Below are 22,785 nucleotides of genomic sequence, written 5' to 3'. Positions count from 1 at the left end.
TCCGGCACGCCATCAGCCAACTGCTGCACTGGGCAGGCCGGTGCGGCGTCAAGGCCATCGGTATCGAGAACCTGGACTTCACCGCCGAGAAGACCCGCGAGAAGCACGGCCGTAAGAAGCGGTTCCGTCAGCTCATTTCCGGCATCCCCACCGGCAAGCTCAAGGCCCGGCTCGTCTCCATGGCGGCCGAGCACGGCCTGTCGATCGTCGCCGTCGACCCGGCGTACACGTCGATGTGGGGCGATCAGCACTGGCGCAAGCCCCTGACCGGCGACAAGCGAAAGATGTCCCGACACGACGCAGCGAGCGTCGCGATCGGGCGACGCGCCCTCGGGCACCCGATCCGGCGACGGACGGCACCGCCCCACGACGACCAGAGTGATCGTCGTGGGCATCGGACCGCCCAGGCCGGACCGGGTGATCGAGGGCGTGAGGGAACCCGCCCACTCGTCACGGAGCGTGCACACGATGCACGTAGCCGGATCGGGGAACAGCGAACGCGGGAACCCAGCGCATCCAACACCGTTCGGGATGCGCGCAGTTCCGGGAGCTGGCAGCAAATGTCGCTCCTGGACACTGTTTAGGAACGGTGGGGCGTCAGAGTTCCAGCGTCACCGGGTAGTCCGTCAGCCAGGCGTCGAGGTCCAGCGCGAGGTCGACGGCCAGCCGCACGGACTGGGGGTCGGTGTCCGGGGCGAGCGCGTCGGTGAGGCGCCGCCGGTCGAGCAGGTCGAGGGCCGGGGACTTCCGTTCGGCGGCGAGCCGGGCGAGTTCGGCGCGCAGCTGCGCCGGGTAGAGCGGGTCCATCGACACCGGGTACGGGCTCTTCACCCGATCGGCGATCTCGGCCGGCAGCACGTCCCGGACGGCGGCGCGCAGCAGGCTCTTCTCCCGGCCGTCGAAGGCCTTCATCGCCCACGGCGTGTTGAAGACGTACTGGACCAGCCGGTGGTCGCAGAACGGCACCCGCACCTCCAGGCCGTTGGCCATGCTCATCCGGTCCTTGCGGTCGAGCAGGATGCAGACGAAGCGGGTCAGGTTGAGGTACGAGATCTCGCGCATCCGACGCTCCAGCGGGTCGGCGGAGTCCAGGTGCGGGACCTCGGCGAGTGCCTGGCGGTACCGGGCCCGGCGGTAGCCCTCCAGGTCGAGCTTGCGGAGCAGGTCGGCGTCGAGCAGCTGCTCGCGCGGGGCGGAGCCGGCGCCGGCGATGGCGGCGACGCTGGCGGCCCAGGGGAAGTCGTCGGTGGCGACGGCCGTCGGGTCGTGGAACCAGCGGTAGCCGCCGAAGAGTTCGTCCGCGGACTCGCCGGACAGCGCGACGGTGGAGTGGCGGCGCACGTCCCGGAAGAGCAGCAGCAGCGAGACGTCCATGTCGCCGACGCCGTTCGGCAGGTCGCGGGCGCGAACCGTCGCGGAGCGCAGGGCCGGGTCGGCGAGCTCGGCGGCGTCCAGCTCGATCACGCTGTGGTCGGCGCCGACGTGGTCGGCGAGCAGCCGGGCGTACGGGCCGTCCTGGGACTGCCGGACCGGGTCGGCGTGGAAGTTCTGCGGTTGCCCCGCGAAGTCCACCGCGAAGGAGCGCACCGGGCCGGCGCCGGCGGCGGCCAGCGTCCTGGCGGCCAGGGCGGTGACGGCGCTGGAGTCCAGGCCGCCGGAGAGCAGCGAGCAGAGCGGCACGTCCGCGTCCAGCTGGCGGTGGACGATGTCGTCCAGCAGGGCCCGGACGGTGGCGATCGTCGCCTCCAGGCTGTCGGTGTGCTCGCGTGCCTCCAGGGCCCAGTAGCGGTGCGCCGAGACGCCGCCGCGGCGCACCCGCACCACGTGCCCGGGCCGGACCTCCAGGATGTCCCGGTACGGGGTGAGGCCGGGGGTGCGGGTGTGGGCGAGCAGTTCGCGCAGCCCGTCCAGGTCGACCACGGCGCGGACCGAGGGGTGGGCCAGGACCGCCTTCATCTCGGAGCCGAACACCACGCCGTCGGGGGTCGGGTGGTAGTACAGCGGCTTGACGCCCATCCGGTCGCGGACCAGCAGCAGTTCCTCGCGCCGGGAGTCCCAGATCGCGAAGGCGAACATGCCGTTCAGCCGCGCGGCCAGGCCCTCGCCCCACTCCAGGTAGGCGTGCAGCACGACCTCGGTGTCGCTGCGGGTGCGGAAGCGGTGCCCGGCCGCCTCCAGTTCCGCGCGCAGCTCGCGGTGGTTGTAGACCTCGCCGCTGTAGCTGAGCACGGCCGACGGGCGGCCGTCGTGCTCGACGGCCATCGGCTGGACGCCGCCCTCGATGTCGATCACCGCGAGGCGGCGGTGGCCGAGCGCGGCGTGCGGCTCCAGGTGGACGCCCCCGGCGTCGGGGCCGCGGCAGATCTGGGTGGCCGTCATCGCGTCGAGGACGTCCCGTTCGGAGGTCAGGTCGCGATCGTAGGCGACCCATCCGGTGATCCCGCACATCAGCAAGCCCTCCGGTCTTCGGCTAGGTGTGCCGGAGATCACGCTAAGGGCGGAATCGGCGAGGCATCAAGAGTCTGTCGGGAAGGTGGCGGAAGGGGGGTCGATCGGTTACCTGCGCCGAAACTCGTAAAGCCTGCCCGATTTCGGGCAAGATCTTTGGCTTCGGCGAGAATCGCGACCTAGAGTTCTCACTCGTGCCGAGCTCACCCCACCCTCACGAAGACCTCCTCGCCCACCTCTCCCGGACCAGCCCGCTCGGGCCCCGGGAAGCGGCGCGGGTCGTGGCGGAGGTGCTGGCGTACTTCTCCGAGACCACCGAGGAGTACGTCCGTCGCCGCCACGGCGAGCTGCAGGCACGAGGCCTCACCAACGAACGGATCTTCGCCCGGCTCGCCGAGGAGCTGCCCGCCCGCCGCGTCGCGGCGCCGGAACTCTCGGCCCGGCAGCTGCGCCGGATCGTCTACGGCTGAGCCCCGGTCCATTCCCTATTTCTGGAGGAGTCCACGCATGTGCGGAATCGTGGCCTACATCGGCCCCAAGGACGCGACCCCCTTCCTGCTGGAGGGACTGGCCCGGCTCGAGTACCGCGGCTACGACTCGGCCGGCGTCGCCGTCGCCGGGCGCACCGGCGGGCTCAAGCTCCGCAAGGTCAAGGGCCGGGTCGCCGACCTCGCCGCCGCCGTACCGGCCCGCTTCAAGGGCGGCACCGGCATCGGCCACACCCGCTGGGCCACCCATGGCGTCCCCAGCGACGCCAACGCCCACCCGCACCTGGACAACGCCGAGCGGATCGCCGTCGTCCACAACGGCATCATCGAGAACGCCGACGAACTGCGCGTCAAGCTGACCGCCGACGGCGCGGTGTTCCGCTCCGAGACCGACACCGAGGTGCTCTCCCACCTGATCGCCGCGCACGCCGCTGAGGGCGTCGAGCTGGAGGACGCCGTCCGCGCCGCGCTCGGCCGGGTCGTCGGCACCTACGGCATCGCCGTGCTGGACTCCGAGCAGCCGGATCGGATCGTGGTCGCCCGCAACGGCAGCCCGATCGTCCTCGGCATCGGCGAGAAGGAGATGTTCGCGGCCTCCGACGTCTCCGCCCTGGTCCGCTACACCCGCCAGGTCGTGCACCTGGAGGACGGCGAGCTCGCCACCGTCCGCGCCGACGGCTTCCGCACCTTCACCGCCGACGCCCGCACCACCCACCGCCAGCCGTCCACCGTCGACTGGGAGATCGACTCCTTCGACACCGGCGGCTACGAGCACTACCTGCTCAAGGAGATCCACGAGCAGCCCGGCTCGGTCGAGCGCACCCTGAGCGGCCGGCTCGACGAGCGCTTCAGCACCGCCCACCTCGGCGGCCTCAACCTGGACGCCCGGGAGCTGCGCGAGATCCGCCGGGTGAAGATCCTCGGCTGCGGATCCGCCTACTACGCGGGCGAGATGGGCGCCCAGCTGATCGAGGAGCTGGCCCGGATCCCCGCGCACAGCGAGCCCGCCTCGGAGTTCCGCTACCGCAACCCGGTGATCGAGGCCGACACCCTGTACGTCGCGGTCAGCCAGTCCGGCGAGACCTACGACACGCTCGCCGCCGTCCAGGAGATCAAGCGCAAGGGCGGCCGGGTGCTCGGCGTCGTCAACACCGTGGGCAGCGCGATCGCCCGCGAGTGCGACGGCGGCATCTACCTGCACGCCGGGCCCGAGGTCTCCGTCGCCTCCACCAAGGCGTTCACCTCCACCGTGGTCGCCTTCGCCCTGCTCGCCCTGCACTTCGGCCGCATCCACGACCTCTCGCCCGCCGACGGCCGCCGGATCGTCGCCGCCCTCCAGGCACTGCCCGACCAGATCCGCGAGGTGCTCGACCAGAGCGAGGCGATCGCCAAACTGGCCGCCGAGTACGCCGACTCGACCGGAATGATGTTCATCGGCCGGGTCCGCGGCTACCCGGTGGCCCGGGAGGGCGCGCAGAAGCTCAAGGAGATCTCCTACATCCACGCCGAGGCCTACCCGGCGAGCGAGCTGAAGCACGGCCCGCTGGCCCTGATCAGCCCCGAACTGCCCACCGTGGCACTGGTTCCGGACGACGAGCTGCTCGACAAGAACCTCACCACCCTCGGCGAGATCAAGGCCCGCTCCGGCCGCGTCATCGCCGTCGCCCACCGCCGGCCCGAGGACAAGCTCGTGGACCACTGCATCCTGGTGCCCAAGAGCGAGCCCGAGCTGGACCCGCTGCTCCTCAACATCCCGCTCCAGCTGCTGGCCTACCACGCGGCGGTCGCGCTCGGCCGGGACGTGGACAAGCCGCGGAACCTGGCGAAGAGCGTGACGGTGGAGTAGCCGTCACCTGTCGAACCCCCGGGCCCCGGTCGCTGTCCGGACGACCGGGGCCCGGGGTTCGGGCGGTCAGGCCCGGTTCGCGCGCGCCGTCCGGACGTGCTGCCCGATCAGGGCGGCCGGGGTCAGGACGGCGGCGGCGTGCAGCAGCCACCAGCCGGCCCCGAAGGACAGCGAGAGGCTCGCCAGCACCGCGGGCGGCAGGCTGTGGAAGATGTCCACGTCCTGGGGGCGCGTGGTGAAGTCCACGAGGGCGAGGACGACCGGGAGTGGCAGGGCGCAGAGGTAGCCGAAGCGTCGGAGGGCCGGGTACGGGCGATGCGGCAGGACGACCGCGCAGACGAGGGCGAGCAGGGCGGGCACGAGCCACGGCCAGGGCATGAAGAGGGTGCCCTGCTCGGTGTCGGGGAACCCGTCGAGCCCGAGCGCGGTGTGGAGCGGGTAGGACCGTTCGAGCACCCTGCCCGTGGTGTCGCCGAGCCTGGCGCTGACGGTGCCGCCGGTCAGCAGCATCGAGACGCCGTAGACGGCGAGCAGCCCGGCCGGCACCAGGACGGACGCCACCAGGCGCCCCCGCCGATCGGTCGGTGCGGGCCGTCCCGGCTGGACCGGGTGGGTCGGCGGGGCGACCGGCTGGGTGGCGAGCGCGGTCGGCGGGTACGAGGGCTGGGCCGGCAACAGCGGCTGCCGCGGTTGCCGGGGCCGCTGCCCGGCGAGCAGGGCGGCCGCCTGGTCGCCGGTGAGGCGGGCCTTCGGGTCCTTCTCCAGCAGGCCGTCGATCAGCGGGGCCAGCGGGCCGGCCATGGCCATCGGCGGTGGCTGTTCGAACAGCACCGCGGTGAGCGTCGCCACCGGGGTGTCGCGGCGGAACGGCGGCCGGCCCTCGACGGCCTGGTAGAGCGTGGCGCCGAGCGAGAAGAGGTCGCCGGCCGGGGCGGCCGCGCTGCCGTGGGCGCGCTCGGGGGCGAGGTAGTCGACCGAGCCGATGAAGGCGCCCGAGGCGGTGAGCGCGGTCTGGTCCTGCTGCACGGCGATCCCGAAGTCGGCGAGCAGCACCCCGCCGTCGTCGGCCAGCATGATGTTCGCCGGCTTCACGTCGCGGTGCACGATCCCCGCCTGGTGCGCGGCGCCGAGCGCGGCGAGGACGGCCTCGGTGACCGTCACCGTGTCGGCGGTCGGGAGCGGGCCCTCCCGGGCGATCCGGTCCTCCAGGGAACGGCCGACGATCAGCTGCATCACCGTCCACGGGACGCCGCCGTCGACCACGACGTCATGGACGCCGACGACGTTCGGGTGATCGCGCAGCCGGGCCGCGTGCCGGGCCTCCCGCTGGGCGCGCAGCAGCCGTTCGGCGTGCTCCTCGGGCGAAGCGGCGGGCGGGAGCCGGACCTCCTTGACGGCCACGTCCACGCCGAGCACCTCGTCGTGGGCCTGCCAGACGCTGCCGAACCCGCCGGCGCCGAGCCGCCGCGCCAGCCGGTACCGGCCGCCGACCAGCCGCCCCGCCGAGGTCACGGACGTGCCCCCGTCGACGCCGTCCCCGCTGTCCGTCACCCTTCCGCCCCCCGTTCCGCCGCGTGCAAGTCCGCCACAGTCTGGCAGAGCCGGACGAGCGGCCGCGGTTGACCCCGGGTCAGGTCAGCCCTGTCGGGTGAGCCCCCGCAGCAGGTAGTGCAGGCCCGCGTCGATGGCTTCCTCGCGCTCCGCGGGCGAGCGGTCCGGTTGGAGGTTGAGCAGGATCGTGGCCATGCCGTGAACGGTGGCCCAACTGGCGATGACCGCGGCGCCGGTCTCCTCGGCGGGCAGGCAGCCCGCGCGGGTGAGGCGGGTGACCGGCCGGGTGTCGGAGGGTGGGGGTCCGAGGATGGGAGTGCTGCGGACGCCGGGCGGGGCGGGGCGGGGCGACGCGGCTTCGCGATGCCGGGCGGGTTGTCATGACTGAAACAGCGTCCGGTTGGGCATAACGACGTAGACCCACCGAAGGGCCCGGCTGACGCTCCCCCACGAAGCACAACCGGGCCCGGGGCCGGCGATCGGGCCTGGGCGTGACTCCCCCCACGGAGTGGCGACCAGGCCCGCAGGGTGTTCAACCAGCGATACGCAGCGTACATGCCATATCCACGTATCGCTACCGAGTCCCGCGCTTCGATTCCCGTTCCCCGGACCGCCCGGCGTCAGCCGGTTCCACCCGACCGGGCGTACGCCGCCAGGACCGCGAGGTAGCGCCGCCGGACGTCCTCCCGGTCGGCGGCCTCCGGGACGGTCTCCCGGTTCACGCGCTCGATCATCTCCGCCTGTTCGAGCAGGACCAGGCGCTGCTGTTCGGTGCGGGTCTCCGCCATGATCTCGGCCAGCGCGTCGAGCTGGCGGATCAGGATGGCGGGCATGCCGTGGGCCGCCTGGCGGATCTTCTCGAACGAGCGCTGGACCAGGCGCTCGTAGCTGACGGGGGCGGTCATCACCCGGATGCGGCCGAACTCGTCGCGGTGGACGGGGTTCGGGTTCCATCGGGCGGCGATCCGGCACAGGCCCTCGCCCAGCCAGTCGATGCAGGTCAGGGCGGTGAAGGTGTCGTTGACCGCGGTGGACAGGGCCCGGATGGCGATCTCCACCAGCTGGTCGACGGCGAAGGCGATGTCCTGGGCGAGGGTGCGGGTCGAGCCGACCACGTGGGCGCGGGCGAAGCTGCGGGCCACCTCCGGTGCGGTCCCGGGCGGCCAGACGGTGGCCAACTGGTGCCCCTGGACGAGGAAGTGGCCCGGTCGGTGGTCCAGTCGGATCACGGCGTCGAGTTCCGTCGCCATCCTGACGAGCGTGCGGTGCCGGACGAACTGGAGGTAGCCGCTGGCGGGCGCCGGCACCGTCGCCCCCGAGGCGTCCAGCCAGGCGTTCAGCTCCGCGGCCGGCGGCCCCGCCCCGTTCCCGTCCGGCCGGTCCGCCCCGCCCGCGCCCGCCTCGATCGCCTCCGACAGCTCCGCCGCGATGCTCGCGATCACCCGGGGCAGCTGGATGGACGTGGCGATGTGGTGGATGAAGAAGATCAGTACGGCGAGGTCGAGCATCACCAGGACCATGCAGACAGTGATCGACAGGTGGGGCACGAAGTCGCCCTTCGAACCCGGGCCGATGACGACCAGCGCGAGGATCGCGTAGACGAACGTCCCGACGAAGGTGCCCAGGGTCATCTGGGTGGTCCGGTCCCGGATGAACGTGCGCAGCATGCGCGGCCCGAACTGGGTGGAGGCCAGGGTGAGCGTCACGATCATGATCGAGAACACCACGCCCACCACGGTGATCAGCGCCGCCGCGATCGCCGCCAGGATCTGCCGCGCCGAGTCCGCCGTCCCGCTGATCACCCAGGACGGCAGGACCAGGGTGCCGTCGTAGGCCCCCCGGTCCAGCGACACCGTGACCACGAACAGCGCCCCGGCGAAGACGACCTCCAGGACCGGCACCACCCACAGGTTGGTCCGCAGCGCCTCGCGCCGCCACTGCGCCTCCAGGTGGACACCGCGGATCACCTCGCCCACCTCCGAACGCCGCCGACCTGGTGGAACCCCCCCTCGGACTCACCCTAGGCTCCCGGCTGCGCCCCGGCGCGGGGGAGCCGTAGGGGTGAGGGACGAGGTCGGTCGAGGAGGACATCGACGGCACCGTGACCGGCTCGCCCGGGGCGTGGTGACGGGCCGGGGGCTATCCGGCGCTGCTGATCCGCAGGATGCCGGTGGTGGTGCCCTGGTAGACCACGCCACCGGGGGCGATGGAGCCGACCATCTGGAGGGTGTCGAAGAGGAAGCCCGCGCCGAGGCGGTGGGTGCGGGTGACGGCTCCGGTGCGGGGGTCGATCTCGGCGTAGTCGTAGGGGTCCAGGATCGAGGTGGCGTCGGTGCCCGGGATGACGGGCCGGCGCAGCACGGTGTGGATCAGGCCGTCGCCGGTGGAGAGCCTCGGCACGGCGGCGGAGCGCACGGTGGTGTCCCAGGCGAGGTCGCAGCCGGAGCCGTCGGGCCGGACGTCGACCCGGCTGAGGCCACCGGAGAAGCGGCCGGAGGCGGGCACGCTCGGGCCGGCGTCGGCGGGCAGCTTGGGGTACGGGTAACCGTAGGTGCTGGCGACGAAGACGGCGTCGCCCGCCCCGATCGGGGAGTTCTCGCTGCCGCTGCCGCCCGCCTTGAGGACGGGGACGGAGCAGACCGGCGAGCCGTCGGCGGTCCGGTAGACCAGCAGGTGCACGGTCGGCGCGGCGTTGTCGACGACGGTGACGTAGTCGGTGCCGGTGCGCGGGCCGAAGAAGGTCGGGGTGGAGCCGGTGCCCCAGCTGAGCTGTCCGGGCTTGCGGCCCGGCCCGCGGTCGTACGGCCGGCGCCAGGCGACGCGCGGGGTGCCGTCGGCGTCGGCGGTCAGCAGGTAGGTGGCGTGGGTGGTGGCGACGAGGGTGCCGGCCGGTGCGGTGGAGATGGAGTTGGCGACCTTCTCCCCGGCCGGGAGGGCGAGGGTGCGGACGGTGCCAGTGCGGTCGTCGGCGGTGCCGACCACCCCGCCGCCGGTGGCGAACCAGACCCGGCCCTGCCAGTCCGGAGACAGGCCGGTCACGGCGTCGCCGTCGGGCACGGCGCCGGCCAGCGACAGCCGGCTGTCCACGGTAAGCGCCCAGGCCCCGGTGGCGGTGCGGTGGTGGCCGATCCGCAGCAGGTCGCGGTTGCCGTCCACCACGGTCAGGCGGTCGTCCTGGTCCAGGTAGGCGTACACGCCGCCGAGCAACGATCCCTTGGCGATGGGGAGTTCGGCGACGGAGCCGCCGTCGGCCGGGTCGAGCAGGTGGACCGTCGGGACGAGGCCGAAGATCGTGGTGCAGAGTGCGACCGGGCGTCCGTCGGAGCCGACCAGCACGGTCGGGCAGGCGGACTGCAGGGCCACCCGCTCGGTGTCGAGCGGGCCGGGCTTCGGGCCGGGCAGCGGGGTGGCGTCGGAGGAGCCGGTGTCGCCGTGCATGGTGGCGGTGCCGTCGGGCCCCGCGTACGGGTTGTGCGGCGGCAGCGGCCCGAACGGGCTGTCGGCGTGGGCGGGGACCGCGAGGGCCAGCAGGGCGGCGGTCAGGAGTGCGGGCAGCGCGATGCGCATGGGAGCCCCATCGGGAGGAGGAGTGGACGGCGTGGCGGTGCACGTGATCGCCCGGTTGGGGGTTCCCGACGGCGCCGGGGGCGCCGGGCTGATCACCGCGTCAGAGCGCGCGGTGACAGATCGCCGAGCACGCGTGCCCGAGGTCGACGTCGAGTCGACGGCTCAGGTGCGCGTGGCGATGCATGCGGCCAGCATGGGCTACTGACAGTTTGTTGCACAACCGTCCGTCCGGCCCGTGGGACCGTGCCGGGGCGCCTGCGGTCCGGTCAGAACACCGAGCAGCCCGAGAGGGTGGTGAGGGTGTCCAGGGCCGTGACGGCGGCGACCGAGTTGCCGGCCTGGTCGAGGCGGGGGCCCCAGGCGCAGACGGCGGCGCGGCCCGGGAGTATCGCGAGGATGCCGCCGCCGACGCCGCTCTTGCCGGGCAGGCCGACCCGGAAGGCGAACTCGCCGGCGGCGTCGTAGGTGCCGCAGGTCAGCAGGACGGCGTTGATCCGCTTGGCCTCGCTGCGGGTCATCAGACGGGTGCCGTCGGTGCGGACGCCGTAGCGGGCCAGGAACGCGCCGGCCAGGACGAGGTCGCGGCAGCTGGCGGCCACCGCGCAGTGGGCGTAGTAGTGCTCCAGCACGGTGTCGACCGGGTTCTCCAGGTTGCCGTGGCTGGCGATGAAGTGGGCGAGCGCGGCGTTGCGGTGGCCGTGCTCGGCCTCGGAGGCCGCCACCACCGGGTCGGTGTCGAGCAGCGGGTTGCCGGACTCGCGGCGCAGGAACTCCCGTACCGCGCCGGAGGCGTCACCGGTCAGCGAGTGCAGGCGGTCGGTGACCACCAGGGCGCCCGCGTTGATGAACGGGTTGCGCGGGATGCCGTGCTCGGTCTCCAGCTGGACCAGCGAGTTGAAGGGGTTCCCGGAGGGCTCGCGGCCGACGCCCCGCCAGAGCGCCTCGCCGCCGTCGCTGCTGTACGCGAGGGCGAGGGCGAGCGAGAACAGCTTGGAGACGCTCTGGATGGAGAACGGCTGCTCCCAGTCCCCGACGCCGTACAGCTCGCCGTCGACGGTGGCCACGGCCATGCCGAAGGCCTCCGGATCGGCCTCGGCGAGGGCCGGGATGTAGTCGGCGACGCGGCCCCGGCCCGTGGTCGCCCGGGCGGCCGCCTCGGCCGCCTCCAGCAGGACCGGGTAGTCCAGGTTCTCCACATCGTTCAAGATTCTTCACTCCACGCACGGACGGGTACGGACACGATCGGGACCGGGGGCCGCCGTGCGGCGACACCCGGGCCGACCAGTGATTATCCGTGCTCGGGGGAGTGCTCGCGCCCGCCGGGCATTGATACGCCCTACGGCGCGTTGCTCGGCGCCTGGACGGGCGGGCCGGTGAGCAGGGTGCCGGTGTCCGAGTAGGGCCAGCCGTTGGGGACGCAGCCGTGCAGGCCCTTGATCTGCTGCATCATCACCGGCGCCGGGGCGCCCGGGCCCGGGCAGTCGACGTGGCCGTTGCCCAGGATGTGGCCGACCTCGTGGTTGAGCGCGAGCGCGTGGTACAGCTCGGGCCGGCCCTGGTAGAACTCGGACAGCTCCGTCCAGCGCTTGAGATTGATCACCACCTGGTGCTGGACGCCGCAGTTGACCTGGCCGCCGGTGTCCAGCCCGTACTGGCCGCAGATCCGGTCGGTGGACGCGGGGGTCGCCAGGTACACCGTGAAGTCCACGGGGTCGGCGGGCATCCGCTGGAAGGACGCGGTGTTCCCGGCCGCCCAGCCGCGCCGGGTGTCGCCGAGGACCGCGTCCACCTCGGCGGCGAACTGCTGGGGGCTCTCCTGGATGCCGTCCTCCACCCGCACCTTGTAGCGGTACAGGTGCTCCCCGGTGCCGAAGCGGGCGGAGCCGCCGGGCGCGGTGGTGAAGGCCAGCGGCGCCGACCCGTCCCGCCAGGGCTGCCACCACAGCAGGCCGGCGGTCACCGTCGCGACCAGCGCCAGGGCGAGGGCTCCGTGCCAGGGCTTCCAGCGCTTCATGGTGGCAGAACAGCTCCTGGGTGGTGGGCGAAAGGGGTCCATCAGCAGGAACGGGCAGGTGGGCGGGGGAGGTTCAGCTGGCTGTCGCTCCGGGGGTTGTCGCTCCTGGGGTTGTCGCTCTGGGGGCCGTTGCTCAGGGGGCCGTTGCTCAGGGGAGGTCAGGCGGTCGCCAGTGCGGTGCGGAACTCCCGGGCCAGGGCGAGGAATTCCGCTGGGTCCGCGGCGGCGTGGTGCAGGTCGATCAGCGGTTCGGCGCCCAACTCCCGTACGGTGGTGGCCAGGTAGTCGGTGAGCTGCTCGACCGTTCCGCGCTGCGGGACCTGTTCGGCGGGCGCCGGCGTGGCGGTGATCACCGGGTTCACCCGCACCACCAGGCGCAGCGCCTCCGGGTCGCGGCCGGCGGCGCGGGCGGAGCCGTGGACGAGCTCCCGGACCCCGCGCAGGGCGGGCAGCGGCAGCCCGACGCCCAGCCAGCCGTCGGCGCGGCGCCCGACCCGTTCCAGCGCGGCCGGGCTGAACCCGCCGAGCAGGACGGGCGGGCGCGGCCGCTGGGCCGGACGGGCCAGCACGGTCGACGGCGGGACGGTCCACAGCGCACCGGTGTGCCGGACGTCCGGCCCGCCCGCCCAGAACGCCTCCAGGACGTCCAGGGTCTCCTCCAGCCGGGCCGCCCTGCCCCGCCAGGGGACGCCGACCGCCCGGTACTCGTCCTCGGACCAGCCGAGCCCGATGCCGACGTCGAGACGGCCGCCGCTGAGGAGGTCGATGGTGGTCAGGGTGCGGGCGAGCAGCGCCGGGGGCTGCCAGAGCGCGTTGAGCGTGCTGGTGCCCAGCCGCGCCCGGCCGGTCGCGCCGGCGGCGACGGCCAGCAGGGTGAGCGGGTCGAGGAAGGTCTTGTGGCTCTCCGGGGCCGAGCCGCCCGCGCCGGGGTACGGGCTCAGCGGGTCGTCGGCCACCAGGAGGCGGTCGCCCGTCCAGAGGCGGTCGTAGCCGATCGCCTCGGCCTCGGCGGCGATCCGGGCGGTCAGGGCGGGGTCGGCGAAGCGGCCGTACTGGGGCAGGGCGAGTCCGAGGGGCATGGGGTGTCCGCCTGTTCCGTGGTCGAGGTCGGGGGCGAGGTCGGGGGCAGGGGCAGGGGCAGGGGCAGGGGCAGGGTCGCTGGGCGGAGTGCTTCCTTGGGCGGAGCGCGCGCGTCCTCGGGCCACTGTGGCGGAGCGGGATCAACAGACGATCGGCGGGCGATCAACGCGGTGCGCCGGCACCCCTGGACGGCCCCCGTCGGGCGCGGAGCCCGCCTGGTTCCCGGAACCACTCGATGGTGCCATCCCGGCGGCGTGTCCCTGGGCGCGGCGGCCGGAATCCGCTGGGGTGGTGCGGGTCGGCCCGCCGATCACCCCGGCCCTCCGACCATCCCTGACACGCCATTGGAGGCACCGCCATGTCCATCACCACCGTCCTCACCGTCGACGGCATGAGCTGCGGCCACTGCGAGCGGACCGTCAGCGCGGGGCTCTCCGCCATCCCCGGCGTCACCGACGTCGTCGCGGACGCGCCGAGCGGCCGGGTCACCGTGGCCTCCGCCCGGCCGCTGGAGGCGGCGGCGGTGCGCAGCGCGGTGGACGGGGCCGGGTTCACCCTCGTCGGCGAGGTCTGAACCCCGGTGGCAGTGGAGGCCTGCGGCCTGCCCGGCGCCGAGTGCGGCAGGCAGGCCCCGCTCGGCTCAGCCCATGCTCTTCGCGCCGTCCAGGGACTCGCGGATGATGTCCGCGTGGCCCGCGTGCTGGGCCGTCTCGGCGACGACGTGCAGCAGCACCCGGCGGGCCGACCACTCGGCGTCCGCCTCGAACCAGGGGGCCTTCGGCAGCGGCTGGGTCGCGTTCAGGTCGGGCAGCGTGGCCACCAGCTCGTCGGTGCGGCGGGCGACCTCGGCGTACTCGGCAAGCACACCGGCCAGCGTCTCGTCGGGCAGCAGGCGGAACTCGTCGGCCCGGCGGGCGAAGTCGGCCTCGGTCCAGGCGGAGAAGTCGGGCATCGCGGACGGGCCCTCCACGATGAAGTTCGCCCACAGCCGCTCGACCGAGGTCACGTGCTTGACCAGACCGCCCAGGCACAGCTCGCTCGCGGTGGTCCGCCGGCCGGCCTGCTCGTCGGTGAGGTCACGGGTGGTGAAGCGCAGGAAGTGCCGCTGCTTCTCCAGCGCCACCAGGAGGTCGGCGCGCTCGCCCGTGACGGGGGCGGGGGTGGCGGGGCTGGTGGTCGTCCTGGTGGTGGTCGTGGTCATGGCTCTGGCCTTCCGTTCGGTTCCTGCTCCCTCGGACAAGAACAACGCTACGGGCCATTGCGGCCACTTCCTGTCCTGAATTCAGGACAGAATCGGGACATGGCGAACACCAGCACCCGAACGCTGCGACTGCTCTCCCTGCTCCAGACCCACCGCTACTGGCCCGGCGAGGAACTCGCCGACCGGCTCGGCGTCTCCGTCCGCACCCTGCGCCGCGACATCGACCGGCTGCGCGAACTCGGCTACCCCGTCGAAGCCCAGCGCGGGGTCGACGGCGGCTACCAACTGGCGGCGGGTGCCGCGCTGCCCCCGCTGGTCATCGACGACGAGGAGGCGGTCGCCCTCGCGGTGGGGCTGCAGGCGGCCGCCGAGAGCCCGGTCGAGGGCGTCGCCGAGGCCTCCGTACGGGTGCTGGCCAAGGTGGTGCAGGTGATGCCCGCCCGGCTGCGCCGCCGGGTCGAGGCGCTGCGCGCGGTCACCGTCCCCGTCGACTGGGGCGCCTCCGCCGGCTCCGGCGTCGATCCGGACGCCCTCACGGCGCTCGCCCTCGCCTGTCGCGACAGCGAGCGGCTCCGCTTCTCGTACACCGCCGCCACCGCGCACCGCACCGAACGGCACGTCGAACCGCACCGGCTGGTCTGCCTCGACCGGCGCTGGTACCTGGTCGCGTACGACCTCGACCGGGGCGACTGGCGCACCTTCCGCCTCGACCGCCTCACCGCCGCCGAGGTGACCGGCGCCCGCTTCGCCCCGCGCACCCTCCCCGCCGCCGACGCCGCCGAGTACGTCCGCGCGGGCCTCAACGCCACGCCCCGGTCGAACCGCGTCGAGGCCCTGGTCGAAGCCCCGGCCGAGCGCGTCCGCGCCCACGTCGGCCGCTGGGGCGAGATCGAGGAGGTCGACGCCACCCGCTGCCGCCTGCGGATGACCGCCGACTCCTTGGACTGGCCCGCAATGGCCCTGGGCTCCCTGGGCGCGGACTTCCGGGTCATCCGCCCACCCGAACTGCGTGAGCTCATCGCCGAGTGGTCGGCCCGTTTCGGCCGAGCGGCGAAGTAGGAAGTCGGCCCGGCCGACTTTCCACGCCGCAGGAGCGGACCGCCCTCGGCATCCAGCGCCCACCACGCATGACCCCACCCCCCGCCACCGGCCTGTCGGGGCGGTGCCGGCGACGTCGGCCCGGCCGACCTTTCGATGCGGCCAGTGGGGCTCCGCACGTCGGCCGAGGGAACCGCTGTGGAGGAGTTCGGTGATGAGTAGGAAGTCGGCTCGGCCGACTTTCTGTGCGGTGCGGTTCGGGGGGCGATGGATTCGATCGTGGTGCGGAGGCGGCGGGGGTTCGGCGAGGAGTGGGAAGTCGGATCGGCCGACTTTCTGTGCGGGGCGGTTCGGGGGGCGATGGATTCGAGGGTGGCGGAGGCGGTGGAGGGCGGTGGGGAGTTCGGGGAGTGGGGGTGTGGCGAGGGCGAGGCGGAGGGCGTTGGGGTGGTGGGGTGGTGGAGATGAGGATGCCCTCGGCGGCGAGGAGGGCGGCGACCTGGTCGGGGCGTTGGTGTGGGGTTCCAGGGTGAGCCACTGGATGTAGGAGGTGGGGTGGGCGGTGACGGGGAGTCCGGCCAGGGCGGTGCGGGCGAGGTGTTGGCGGGTGGCGGTGTCGGTGCGGCGCTGCTGTTCGAGGCGGGTGACGGTGCCGTCGGCGGGCCAGCCGGTGGCGATGGCGGTGGTCAGGCCGGGGGCGCCCCGGGCGGCCGCGCGCAGGTGGGTGGTGGCGGCGCGCAGGTTGTGGTCGGGGAGGACGGCGAAGCCGAACCGCAGGCCGGGGGCGACGTACTTGGACAGGCCGGCGAGGTAGCAGGTGCGGTCGGGCGCGAGGGCGTGCAGCGGCGGGGGTGGTGCGGCCTCCAGGAAGGCGTAGGTGCCGTCCTCGATCAGGGTGCAGTCGTGTGCGGCGGCGATGGTGGTGAGGCCTTCGCGCCGGGTGGGGGAGAGCACCCAGCCGAGCGGGTTGTGGACGGTGGGGATGGTGTAGACCGCGCGGAGCGGGCGGGTGCGGCACAGCCGGTCGAGTGCGTCGAGGTCCGGTCCGTCGGGGGTGCCCGGGACGGGGGCGAGGTCGGGGCCGTGGGCGGCGGCGAGCAGTTTGATGCCCGGGTAGCTGAGCGCGCCGCTGGTGAGCAGGGCGTTCTCCGGGGCGGTGTCGGCCCCGCGGTCCAGCAGGTACCGGGCGGCCACCGCCCGGTCGTGGCGGTGGCCGCCCGGCGGGTGCTGGCGCAGCAGGGCCTCGGCATCGCCGGAGGAGGCGAGTGCGCGCAGGGCCCGGCGTAGTTCGGCGCCCTGTTCGGGGGCGAGTGGCTGGTTGAAGGACAGGTCGGCGACCCGGGGGACGGGGAGGGCACGGGAAGGTTCGAGGCCGTCGTAGCCGGAGCGGGTCCGGACGAAGGTGCCCCGGCCCTGTTCGCCCACCACCAGCCCGGCGGCGCCGAGTTCGGCGTACACCCGGGTGGCCGTGGCGAGGGCGATCCGGCGGTCGCGGGCGAGGGCGCGGTGGGTCGGCCGTCGGGTGCCGGCCGGGAGGGTGCCGGAGCGGATCGCGGCCGCGTACTCGTCGACGATGGTCTTGTAGGAGGGCGGTCGCATGCTGGCCTGCCGTTCCGTGGTCCGGCGTGGGTGTGCCCGGAGTGTGTCCAGGCCGGAATGCATCCCGGCCGGAAGGAAGGTATCCAGGCCGGAGTATCCAGGACAATGACTGGATTGTCCTGGATCGTCTTTCCTGGCCTCGGTCGGGTAGGGACCAAGGCGCCGGGCCGCGGGCGTTCAGCGCGGGCGCGGACATCCCGTCCCTGGCGGGCAGCATCGCCGGCGGGCAGGAGCGGGCGCTGCGCGAGTTCGTCCGGCGCGGGCACGCCCTGACCCGGCGGATCGAGGAGTTCCCCAAGCCGGTCATCGTCGCGGTCCACGGGCTCGCGTACGGCGGGGGTTGCGAGATCACCGAGGCGGCGCCGCTGGCGATCGCGGCCGAGCACGCGACCTTCGCCGAGCCGGAGATCTCGCTGGGCTTCCCGCCGCCTTTCGGCGGCGAGCAGCGGCTGCCGCGCCACATGGGCCGCAAGCGCGGGCTGGAGCTGATCCTGACCAGTGACCCGGTTGTCCCAGCCAGTGAACTCCTTGATGAGGTCAGGGACTTGGCCGACCGCATCATCCGTTACGCGCCGACCGCGGTGGCGGCCTGCCTGCGGGCCGCCACCCGGGGGGATCAACCTGCCGATCGACGAGGGTCTCGCGGTCGAGGTGGCCGCCTTCGCCGCCACCGTACCGACGGACGGTGTACGGGACGGGATCCGGCGGTTCCTCGACCGCGCCCGGGCCCGTTGACCTCCGCTTGAAACTCGCTTGGCCGGAGCAGGAAGCCGGGGCGATCATGGCAGGATGTCCGATCTGCTTGAGCGCGTGAGCGCCTTCCGTGCCTCCTTCGCCCGCCGCCATGCCGGGGAGATCGTCGAACTGCCCGAGTTCCCGGGGGTCTTCGCGGTCCGGAACGCGGACTACGTCCTCTCCCACGAGCACAACCAGCTGATCGTCACCGGGCCGGGCACCGACCCGGCGGCGCTGCCGGGCCTGGCGGCCCGCTGGCTCGGGCAGCGGCGGCAGTACGCGATCACCGTGCTGGACGAGCAGTGGGGCGAGCGGGCCGCCCCGGTGCTGGCCGAGGCCGGGTACGAGCGGGGCACCGCCGTGGTCCTGGTCCGGGACACGGCGGGCTGTGAGCTACCCGAACCGGCCGCCCTGCCGACGGAGTTCGCCGACATGCGGGAGGCCGTGCTGCGGCAGCAGTCGGAGTGGTACGAGGGCGAGGAGCTGATCCGGCAGCTCACCGACCGCCGGCCGACCCGGCTGCGCGGCGCGGAGCAGGTGCACTTCCTGGCCGCCCGGACGGCGGAGGGCGAGGTCGCGGCCTGGGTCGACCTCTACCTCGAACCGGCCGCCGGGCTGGCCCAGGTGGAGGACCTGGTCACCGCCGCCCGGCACCGCGGCGCGGGCCACGGCGACACCCTGCTCGGCAGCGGTCTGGCGCTGGCGGCGGCCGCCGGGATCCCGCAGCTCTTCCTCCTCGCGGACGCGGACGGCTGGCCGCGCGAGTGGTACACGCGCCGGGGCTTCATCGAGATCGGGCGCAGCCACTCGTTCCACACGAACTGACCGGTGCGTTGAGCATCGAGAGTGCCCATCGAGCATCGGCCCCGACTGGCGGACCGGACGGGCGAGTTCGGCCTCTCCCGGCGGCTGGACCTGGCGCGGGTGCGGGCGAACGCGTTGCCCGGGGGCGGCGCCGGAGACGAGTGGCGTCGCTGCAGTGGGGCGGGGTGACCTCGGTCAGGGAGTGGCAGCGGGCGCGGGACTGACCGACGGCGGTGCCGCACGCCCGCAGTGGGCGGCGACGGTGTCCGCGAAGGCGCGGGCGAGCGGGCCGAGGGTGTCCCATTCGCGGGCGGCCCAGCCGACGGTGAGGCCGGGCAGGTCGGGCAGCGGGACCAGCCGCAGGCCGGGGTGTCCGGGGCCCTGCCATTCGGGGAGCGCGGGCACGACGGCGTGGCCGAGGCCGAGTTCAGCCAGCAGGATCGCGGTGTCCCAGTCCGTGACGCTGGTGTCGAAGACCGGTCGGATGCCCGACTTGCCCAGCCAGTCGTCGAGTTGGGAGCGGGAAACCGAGTTCTGCGGCAGCCCGATGAGCCGGGCGTCCTGCAGGTCGGCGGGTTCGATGCGCGCCCTGGTGGCGAGCCGGTCACCGGCCGCCACGGCGAGGACCCAGGGCAGGTCGGCGACCGGCCGCTGCTCGATGCCGCGGACCGGGGTGCCGAGGGTGATCCAGGCCAGGTCGACCTGGCCGGCGGTGAGCGCCTCCAGGCAGTTGCGGCTGGAGACGCCGGTCTGGAACTCCAGGCTGACCTGCGGGAACCGCTCGCGGAAGTCCACCACGGCCGCGGACATGAAGTGCCGGATGCTGGTGGCGCCGGTGGTGATCCGCACCGACCCGCCTTCGCCGCGGGCGAGTTCGGCGATGGTCCGCAGGGCGTGGTCGATGCCGCCGAGGCCGTTGGCCACGGCGGTCTGCAGATGGCGTCCGGCGTTGGTGGGCACCACGCCGCGCGGGTGTCGCTCGATCAGGGTGAGCCCCAGCTCGCGTTCCAGCCGCTTCACGTGCTGGCTGACGGCGGACTGGCTGCAGGCCAGCTCGCGGGCGACGGCGCTGAGCGAGCCGGCCCGGCAGACGGCGGCGAAAACGCGGAGGTCGTCGAGGGTCACGAGCGCCCAGGCTACCGCCGGATCCGGGCCGGTGGTCGAGAGGCCCGACCCAAGGCCGAGCTTGGGGGTTTCCCAGGAAATCGGTGGATTGACTTGGATGTTCGGCAGGATCGATCATCGATGGCAGGGCCCGCGAGAAGGGCGGCAACCCGCCCGTTGTCTTCGCGGCGTTCCGGACGCACAGGCGGGGGCACGGCGGGTGTCGACCCGTAGGGACGAGTACGTCAGGCAGTGGAGGGGGAGCGGTATGCGGTACGCCGATGGTCCGGGTGCGCAGTGCGAGGTGTTCGTCCAGGCGCCGGTGGAGCGCGTCTGGGCGCTGGTGGCCGACATCGAGCTGCCCGCCCGGCTCAGCCCGGAGCTCCAGCGGGTCGCCTGGCTGGACGGCGCGGACGGCCCCGCCGTCGGCGCGCGCTTCGAGGGGTACAACAGCAGGCCGACCATGCGCGACTGGCGGACGGTCTCCGAGGTGGTGGAGCTGACCGAGCACCGCTCCTTCGCCTGGGCCGTCCTGGACGCGGACGGCCGGTTCGGCGACCCGGTGTCGGAGGTGGCCGGCGCACTGGCCCGGTGGCGCTTCGACCTGATCCCCGAGGACGGCGGTACCCAGCTGCGCCAATCGGTGGTCATCGGCCCGGGCCGCAGCGGTGTCGTGCTGGCCATCGAGGCCCGGCCGGAGGCCGAGGAGAAGATCGTCGCCTTCCGGCTGGGGGAACTGCGGACCGGCATGACGGCCACCCTGGAGGGCGTCAAGTCGCTCGCCGAGGCGGGTAGTTAGGACTTCAGGACGTGCTGGAGTTCGACGAGCTGTTCGGCGAGGTCCGGGCGTCGGCGGTGCGCCTCGGCGCGGACGTGGAGGCGCTGACCGACCGGCAGGCCCGCGAGCCGTCCCTGCTCCCCGGCTGGAGCCGGGGCCATGTGCTCACCCACCTCGCCCGCAGCGCCGACGCGTACCGGTGGATGCTCGCCCTGGCCCGTACCGGCACCGCGCCGGGGCCCCGGGCGGACGCCGCCGAGCTGGAGCGGCGGTTGGGCGAGGGTGCGGGGCGCGGGGCCGACGCGCTGGCCGCGGACCTGCGGGACAGCCTGGACGGGCTGCTGCGGGACGCGGCGGAGCTGCCCGTCGAGCGCAGGACGGTGCTGGTCCCCGCGCTGGCGGGCTGGCGGCACCCGGCCTGGTACCTGCTGTGGCGGGCCTGGCGGGAGCTGGAGGTGCACCACGTCGACCTGAACACCGGTCGTACGTCGGCCGGTTGGCCGGACGGCTTCGTGCGGACGGCCCTCGCGGAGACGGCCGACGCGCTGGCGGCGCGCGGGGTTCCGCTCGCCCGGGTCGAGGCGGAGGACCTCGGCCGGGGCTGGACGGTCGGCGGGGCGGGTCCGGTGGTGAGTGGCCCGGGGCACGAGTTGCTCGCCTGGTTCGCCGGGCGCGCCCCGGCGGCGGGGCTGCGCGCGGACGGTCCGCTGCCGCTGCTGCCGGGATGGCCGTTGCCGCCGGTGCCGGGCTGGTCCTGAGGACGCCGGGCTGGTCCTGAGGACGCCGGGCTGGTCCTGGGGGCGTCAGGCTGGTCCTGAGCACCGCGCGGACGTAGGCGACGTGGCCGCGCTCGGCGGCCGGGATGACCGAGACGCCGCCGTAGCGGTTGCGGCGGGCGAGGTGCCCGCCGGGGAGCAGGGCGCGCATCATCGGGACGCCGCCGGTGATGCCGGTGACCAGCCACGGGCTGTTCAGCTGGGGGTCCTGGGCGTTGACGTCGGCGCCGGCCTCGACCAGCAGCCGGGCGGCGGCGACCCGGTCGGCGAAGGCGGCCCGCAGCAGGGCGGTGCGGCCCTCGGAGTCCCGCGCCTCGACGTTCGCGCCCGCCGTCAGGGCCGCGCGGACGGCGTCGGGTTCGCCGCGCTGGGCGGCGTCCAGCAGGGACCGGTCGGCGGGGGCGTGTGCACGGGTGGACTCGGGTGCACAGGGGGACTCGGGCGCACGGGTGGACTCGGGTGCACGGACGGAGGGGACGGCGGGGCGGGCATGCGCGGCGGCTCCGGATGGGGTGACGGGGGACCCGCAGATGATAAACAGACTGTTGAAGTGAAAGGTGGGACGTTTTGCCAGCTGGACAGACCCCTGACCCCGCGCCCGAGGAGCACCACGTGAACGCACCCGCCTCGCCGACCGCCACCGTCTGACGGCGTCCGCGCGACCCACCCGACAGCCGGGGTGGGCCGGGCGGCGGCCGTTCAGTGGTGCCAGGCCCGTCCATCCGTGTTGTGGACGAACCGCTGCAGGACCTTCAGTGTGGTCAGGTACTCCTCGTCCGAGATGCCCGCGTGGCGCTCGGCCCACAACTCGTCCTGGCGGGCGGCTGCCTGGTCGAAGAACGCCCGGCCCCCGGCGGTCAGTTCGAGTCGGCCCCCGGCGGACTCGGTGACCCAGCCGCGCTCGACGGTCGCGTCGATCTCGGTGTTCAGGGCGTCCTGCCCGGTGTCGAGGTAGTCGCGCAGAACGGCGGTGACGTCGTCGCGGTTCCTCGGCTCCTCGGCACGGGCGAGCTGGGCGAGCACCCACCACTGCGGCTGCGTGGTGCCGAGCTCTGCCAGCGCGCCGCGGATGCGGCTGACGACGGCCTTGTATGCGGCCCAACTCCAGTAGCCGATCGGTTGTTTGACCAGTTCGTCGTCACTGTGCGAGTACTCCACGGCCGGGCCCGCCCCTTCTCGTTGATCACTTCGGTGCGACCGACCCTAGAAGTTGAAGTCGACTTGAGGTCAAGCCCGGGCCGCAGGGCCGGATCGGGGACCGGTCAGCCGGTGGGTGTGCCGATCTGGTCGCGTTCGAGGGCGGAGCGCAGGGCCGCGAAGGTCCGGGCGGCCGCTGAGAGCGAGGCGGCGTCGAGGGTGCCCGTGAGGAGTTCGGTCAGGGCGTCGGTGAAGGTCTGCCGTGCCTCCTCGACGAGCCGGGTGCCGTCGGCGGTCAGGGCCAGCAGTGAGGACCGGCGGTCCGAGGGGTTCGGCCGGCGGATGGCCCATCCCTGCTTCTCCAGGCGGTCGATGCCCTTGCTGGTCGCCCCGACGCCGATGGCGAACTCGGCGGCGATGTCCGCGACCCGGCATCCGGGGTGGCGGTGCAGGTAGTCGAGGAACTCGTACTGCGAGGTGACGATTCCGTGCCGTTCGCGGAGGCGGTCGTTGAGGGCGTTGTACAGGCGGGTCTCGCACCTGACAAGGTCGGCGAACAGGTCGGGGAGTCCGGCTGCGGTGCGGTCCCCGTTCGATGTATCTTCCACGGCATATAGTG

20 protein-coding genes and 3 pseudogenes are annotated in these 22,785 nt (G+C 73.6%); 10 read left to right on the top strand and 13 right to left on the bottom strand.

Going from position 1 to position 22,785, the window contains the following annotated elements; all coding sequences use genetic code 11:
• A pseudogene (locus ACIG5E_RS17555) lies at nt 1-584 on the top strand (IS200/IS605 family accessory protein TnpB-related protein); the annotation flags it as partial.
• 13 nt (nt 585-597) lie between these two features.
• On the opposite strand, the gene asnB reads toward ACIG5E_RS17555, so the two are convergent.
• Nucleotides 598-2,448 carry an asparagine synthase (glutamine-hydrolyzing) gene (asnB, locus tag ACIG5E_RS17550; protein ID WP_396534308.1) on the bottom strand — a complete coding sequence of 617 codons (1,851 nt, stop codon included), beginning with the start codon at nt 2,446-2,448 and terminating at the stop codon, nt 598-600.
• Nucleotides 2,449-2,642: 194 nt separating this feature from the next.
• Between asnB and ACIG5E_RS17545 the strand changes: the two genes are divergently transcribed.
• The gene (locus tag ACIG5E_RS17545) at nt 2,643-2,918 is read left to right on the top strand and encodes a hypothetical protein (RefSeq protein WP_360237016.1); all 276 of its coding nucleotides are present in this window, start codon (nt 2,643-2,645) and stop codon (nt 2,916-2,918) included.
• Between the two features lie 37 nt (nt 2,919-2,955).
• A complete protein-coding gene (gene glmS / locus ACIG5E_RS17540; protein WP_396534307.1) occupies nt 2,956-4,782 on the top strand; it encodes a glutamine--fructose-6-phosphate transaminase (isomerizing) in 1,827 nt (608 codons plus the stop codon).
• Between the two features lie 66 nt (nt 4,783-4,848).
• On the opposite strand, the gene ACIG5E_RS17535 is transcribed toward glmS, so the two are convergent.
• The 3 genes from ACIG5E_RS17535 to ACIG5E_RS17525 form a co-directional block, all read right to left on the bottom strand.
• Nucleotides 4,849-6,333 (bottom strand): serine/threonine-protein kinase, encoded by a 1,485-nt coding sequence (locus ACIG5E_RS17535; RefSeq protein ID WP_396534306.1) that lies wholly within the window; start codon nt 6,331-6,333, stop codon nt 4,849-4,851.
• A 620-nt stretch (nt 6,334-6,953) separates the two neighbouring features.
• Nucleotides 6,954-8,300 (bottom strand): DUF2254 domain-containing protein, encoded by a 1,347-nt coding sequence (locus ACIG5E_RS17530; protein WP_396534305.1) that lies wholly within the window; start codon nt 8,298-8,300, stop codon nt 6,954-6,956.
• Between the two features lie 172 nt (nt 8,301-8,472).
• Nucleotides 8,473-9,900 carry a hypothetical protein gene (locus ACIG5E_RS17525; protein ID WP_396534304.1) on the bottom strand — a complete coding sequence of 476 codons (1,428 nt, stop codon included), beginning with the start codon at nt 9,898-9,900 and terminating at the stop codon, nt 8,473-8,475.
• A gap of 31 nt (nt 9,901-9,931) precedes the next feature.
• Here ACIG5E_RS17525 and ACIG5E_RS17520 point away from each other — a divergent pair, with 31 nt between their 5' ends.
• Nucleotides 9,932-10,105, top strand: coding sequence for a hypothetical protein (locus ACIG5E_RS17520; RefSeq protein WP_396534303.1), 174 nt, complete (start codon nt 9,932-9,934; stop codon nt 10,103-10,105).
• A gap of 61 nt (nt 10,106-10,166) precedes the next feature.
• Here the strand turns inward: ACIG5E_RS17520 and ACIG5E_RS17515 are convergent, their stop codons facing one another.
• The 3 genes from ACIG5E_RS17515 to ACIG5E_RS17505 all read right to left on the bottom strand — a co-directional run bounded on the left by ACIG5E_RS17515 (nt 10,167) and on the right by ACIG5E_RS17505 (nt 12,993).
• Nucleotides 10,167-11,087 (bottom strand): glutaminase, encoded by a 921-nt coding sequence (locus tag ACIG5E_RS17515; RefSeq protein WP_396534315.1) that lies wholly within the window; start codon nt 11,085-11,087, stop codon nt 10,167-10,169.
• 149 nt (nt 11,088-11,236) lie between these two features.
• Nucleotides 11,237-11,914, bottom strand: a complete 678-nt coding sequence (locus ACIG5E_RS17510; protein ID WP_396534302.1) for a DUF3152 domain-containing protein — start codon at nt 11,912-11,914, stop codon at nt 11,237-11,239.
• Between the two features lie 158 nt (nt 11,915-12,072).
• On the bottom strand, nt 12,073-12,993 hold the full coding sequence (locus tag ACIG5E_RS17505) for an LLM class flavin-dependent oxidoreductase (RefSeq protein ID WP_396534301.1): 921 nt from the start codon (nt 12,991-12,993) through the stop codon (nt 12,073-12,075).
• Between the two features lie 359 nt (nt 12,994-13,352).
• Here ACIG5E_RS17505 and ACIG5E_RS17500 point away from each other — a divergent pair, with 359 nt between their 5' ends.
• Nucleotides 13,353-13,568, top strand: coding sequence for a heavy-metal-associated domain-containing protein (locus tag ACIG5E_RS17500; RefSeq protein ID WP_396534300.1), 216 nt, complete (start codon nt 13,353-13,355; stop codon nt 13,566-13,568).
• A 66-nt stretch (nt 13,569-13,634) separates the two neighbouring features.
• On the opposite strand, the gene ACIG5E_RS17495 is transcribed toward ACIG5E_RS17500, so the two are convergent.
• On the bottom strand, nt 13,635-14,195 hold the full coding sequence (locus tag ACIG5E_RS17495) for a DinB family protein (protein WP_396534299.1): 561 nt from the start codon (nt 14,193-14,195) through the stop codon (nt 13,635-13,637).
• Between the two features lie 99 nt (nt 14,196-14,294).
• On the opposite strand from ACIG5E_RS17495, the gene ACIG5E_RS17490 reads away from it, so the two are divergent.
• Nucleotides 14,295-15,254: a helix-turn-helix transcriptional regulator gene (locus tag ACIG5E_RS17490; RefSeq protein ID WP_396534298.1), complete on the top strand. Its 960-nt coding sequence runs from the start codon at nt 14,295-14,297 to the stop codon at nt 15,252-15,254.
• A gap of 555 nt (nt 15,255-15,809) precedes the next feature.
• Here ACIG5E_RS17490 and ACIG5E_RS17485 read toward each other — a convergent pair.
• Nucleotides 15,810-16,832, bottom strand: a pseudogene (locus tag ACIG5E_RS17485) (PLP-dependent aminotransferase family protein); the annotation flags it as partial.
• Between the two features lie 26 nt (nt 16,833-16,858).
• Between ACIG5E_RS17485 and ACIG5E_RS17480 the strand changes: the two are divergent.
• Together ACIG5E_RS17480 and ACIG5E_RS17475 are read left to right on the top strand one after the other, a co-directional pair.
• Nucleotides 16,859-17,578 carry an enoyl-CoA hydratase-related protein gene (locus ACIG5E_RS17480; protein WP_396534297.1) on the top strand — a complete coding sequence of 240 codons (720 nt, stop codon included), beginning with the start codon at nt 16,859-16,861 and terminating at the stop codon, nt 17,576-17,578.
• A 43-nt stretch (nt 17,579-17,621) separates the two neighbouring features.
• Entirely contained in the window at nt 17,622-18,392 is a 771-nt protein-coding gene (locus ACIG5E_RS17475) for a GNAT family N-acetyltransferase (RefSeq protein WP_396534296.1), read from the top strand.
• A gap of 174 nt (nt 18,393-18,566) precedes the next feature.
• Here ACIG5E_RS17475 and ACIG5E_RS17470 read toward each other — a convergent pair whose 3' ends face one another.
• Nucleotides 18,567-19,496, bottom strand: a complete 930-nt coding sequence (locus ACIG5E_RS17470; protein WP_396534295.1) for a LysR family transcriptional regulator — start codon at nt 19,494-19,496, stop codon at nt 18,567-18,569.
• A 247-nt stretch (nt 19,497-19,743) separates the two neighbouring features.
• Here ACIG5E_RS17470 and ACIG5E_RS17465 point away from each other — a divergent pair, with 247 nt between their 5' ends.
• Both ACIG5E_RS17465 and ACIG5E_RS17460 read left to right on the top strand, forming a co-directional pair.
• Nucleotides 19,744-20,274, top strand: coding sequence for an SRPBCC family protein (locus ACIG5E_RS17465; RefSeq protein ID WP_396534294.1), 531 nt, complete (start codon nt 19,744-19,746; stop codon nt 20,272-20,274).
• Between the two features lie 11 nt (nt 20,275-20,285).
• On the top strand, nt 20,286-21,011 hold the full coding sequence (locus ACIG5E_RS17460) for a maleylpyruvate isomerase family mycothiol-dependent enzyme (RefSeq protein ID WP_396534293.1): 726 nt from the start codon (nt 20,286-20,288) through the stop codon (nt 21,009-21,011).
• A 235-nt stretch (nt 21,012-21,246) separates the two neighbouring features.
• On the opposite strand, the pseudogene ACIG5E_RS17455 reads toward ACIG5E_RS17460, so the two are convergent.
• From ACIG5E_RS17455 to ACIG5E_RS17445, 3 genes and pseudogenes are all read right to left on the bottom strand, one after another.
• Nucleotides 21,247-21,651 (bottom strand): annotated as a pseudogene (locus ACIG5E_RS17455) (ankyrin repeat domain-containing protein); the annotation flags it as partial.
• A 77-nt stretch (nt 21,652-21,728) separates the two neighbouring features.
• Nucleotides 21,729-22,187 carry a MarR family winged helix-turn-helix transcriptional regulator gene (locus ACIG5E_RS17450; RefSeq protein ID WP_396534292.1) on the bottom strand — a complete coding sequence of 153 codons (459 nt, stop codon included), beginning with the start codon at nt 22,185-22,187 and terminating at the stop codon, nt 21,729-21,731.
• A gap of 104 nt (nt 22,188-22,291) precedes the next feature.
• Nucleotides 22,292-22,774 carry a MarR family winged helix-turn-helix transcriptional regulator gene (locus ACIG5E_RS17445; protein ID WP_396534291.1) on the bottom strand — a complete coding sequence of 161 codons (483 nt, stop codon included), beginning with the start codon at nt 22,772-22,774 and terminating at the stop codon, nt 22,292-22,294.
• Nucleotides 22,775-22,785: the final 11 nt, after the last annotated feature.

Origin of the sequence: Kitasatospora sp. NPDC053057, from assembly GCF_044546945.1 — a bacterium.
Taxonomy (GTDB): Bacteria; Actinomycetota; Actinomycetes; order Streptomycetales; family Streptomycetaceae; genus Kitasatospora.
This window is presented reverse-complemented; position numbering and strand designations above follow the sequence as displayed.

Bases quoted from the DNA above. Each gene is read 5' to 3' on its own strand.
- asnB (WP_396534308.1), bottom strand. From the start codon at position 2,448: ATGTGCGGGATCACCGGATGGGTCGCCTACGATCGCGACCTGACCTCC.
- glmS (WP_396534307.1), top strand. From the start codon at position 2,956: ATGTGCGGAATCGTGGCCTACATCGGCCCCAAGGACGCGACCCCCTTC.
- ACIG5E_RS17525 (WP_396534304.1), bottom strand. From the start codon at position 9,900: ATGCGCATCGCGCTGCCCGCACTCCTGACCGCCGCCCTGCTGGCCCTC.
- ACIG5E_RS17510 (WP_396534302.1), bottom strand. From the start codon at position 11,914: ATGAAGCGCTGGAAGCCCTGGCACGGAGCCCTCGCCCTGGCGCTGGTC.
- ACIG5E_RS17505 (WP_396534301.1), bottom strand. From the start codon at position 12,993: ATGCCCCTCGGACTCGCCCTGCCCCAGTACGGCCGCTTCGCCGACCCC.
- ACIG5E_RS17500 (WP_396534300.1), top strand. From the start codon at position 13,353: ATGTCCATCACCACCGTCCTCACCGTCGACGGCATGAGCTGCGGCCAC.
- ACIG5E_RS17495 (WP_396534299.1), bottom strand. From the start codon at position 14,195: ATGACCACGACCACCACCAGGACGACCACCAGCCCCGCCACCCCCGCC.
- ACIG5E_RS17490 (WP_396534298.1), top strand. From the start codon at position 14,295: ATGGCGAACACCAGCACCCGAACGCTGCGACTGCTCTCCCTGCTCCAG.
- ACIG5E_RS17475 (WP_396534296.1), top strand. From the start codon at position 17,622: ATGTCCGATCTGCTTGAGCGCGTGAGCGCCTTCCGTGCCTCCTTCGCC.
- ACIG5E_RS17465 (WP_396534294.1), top strand. From the start codon at position 19,744: ATGCGGTACGCCGATGGTCCGGGTGCGCAGTGCGAGGTGTTCGTCCAG.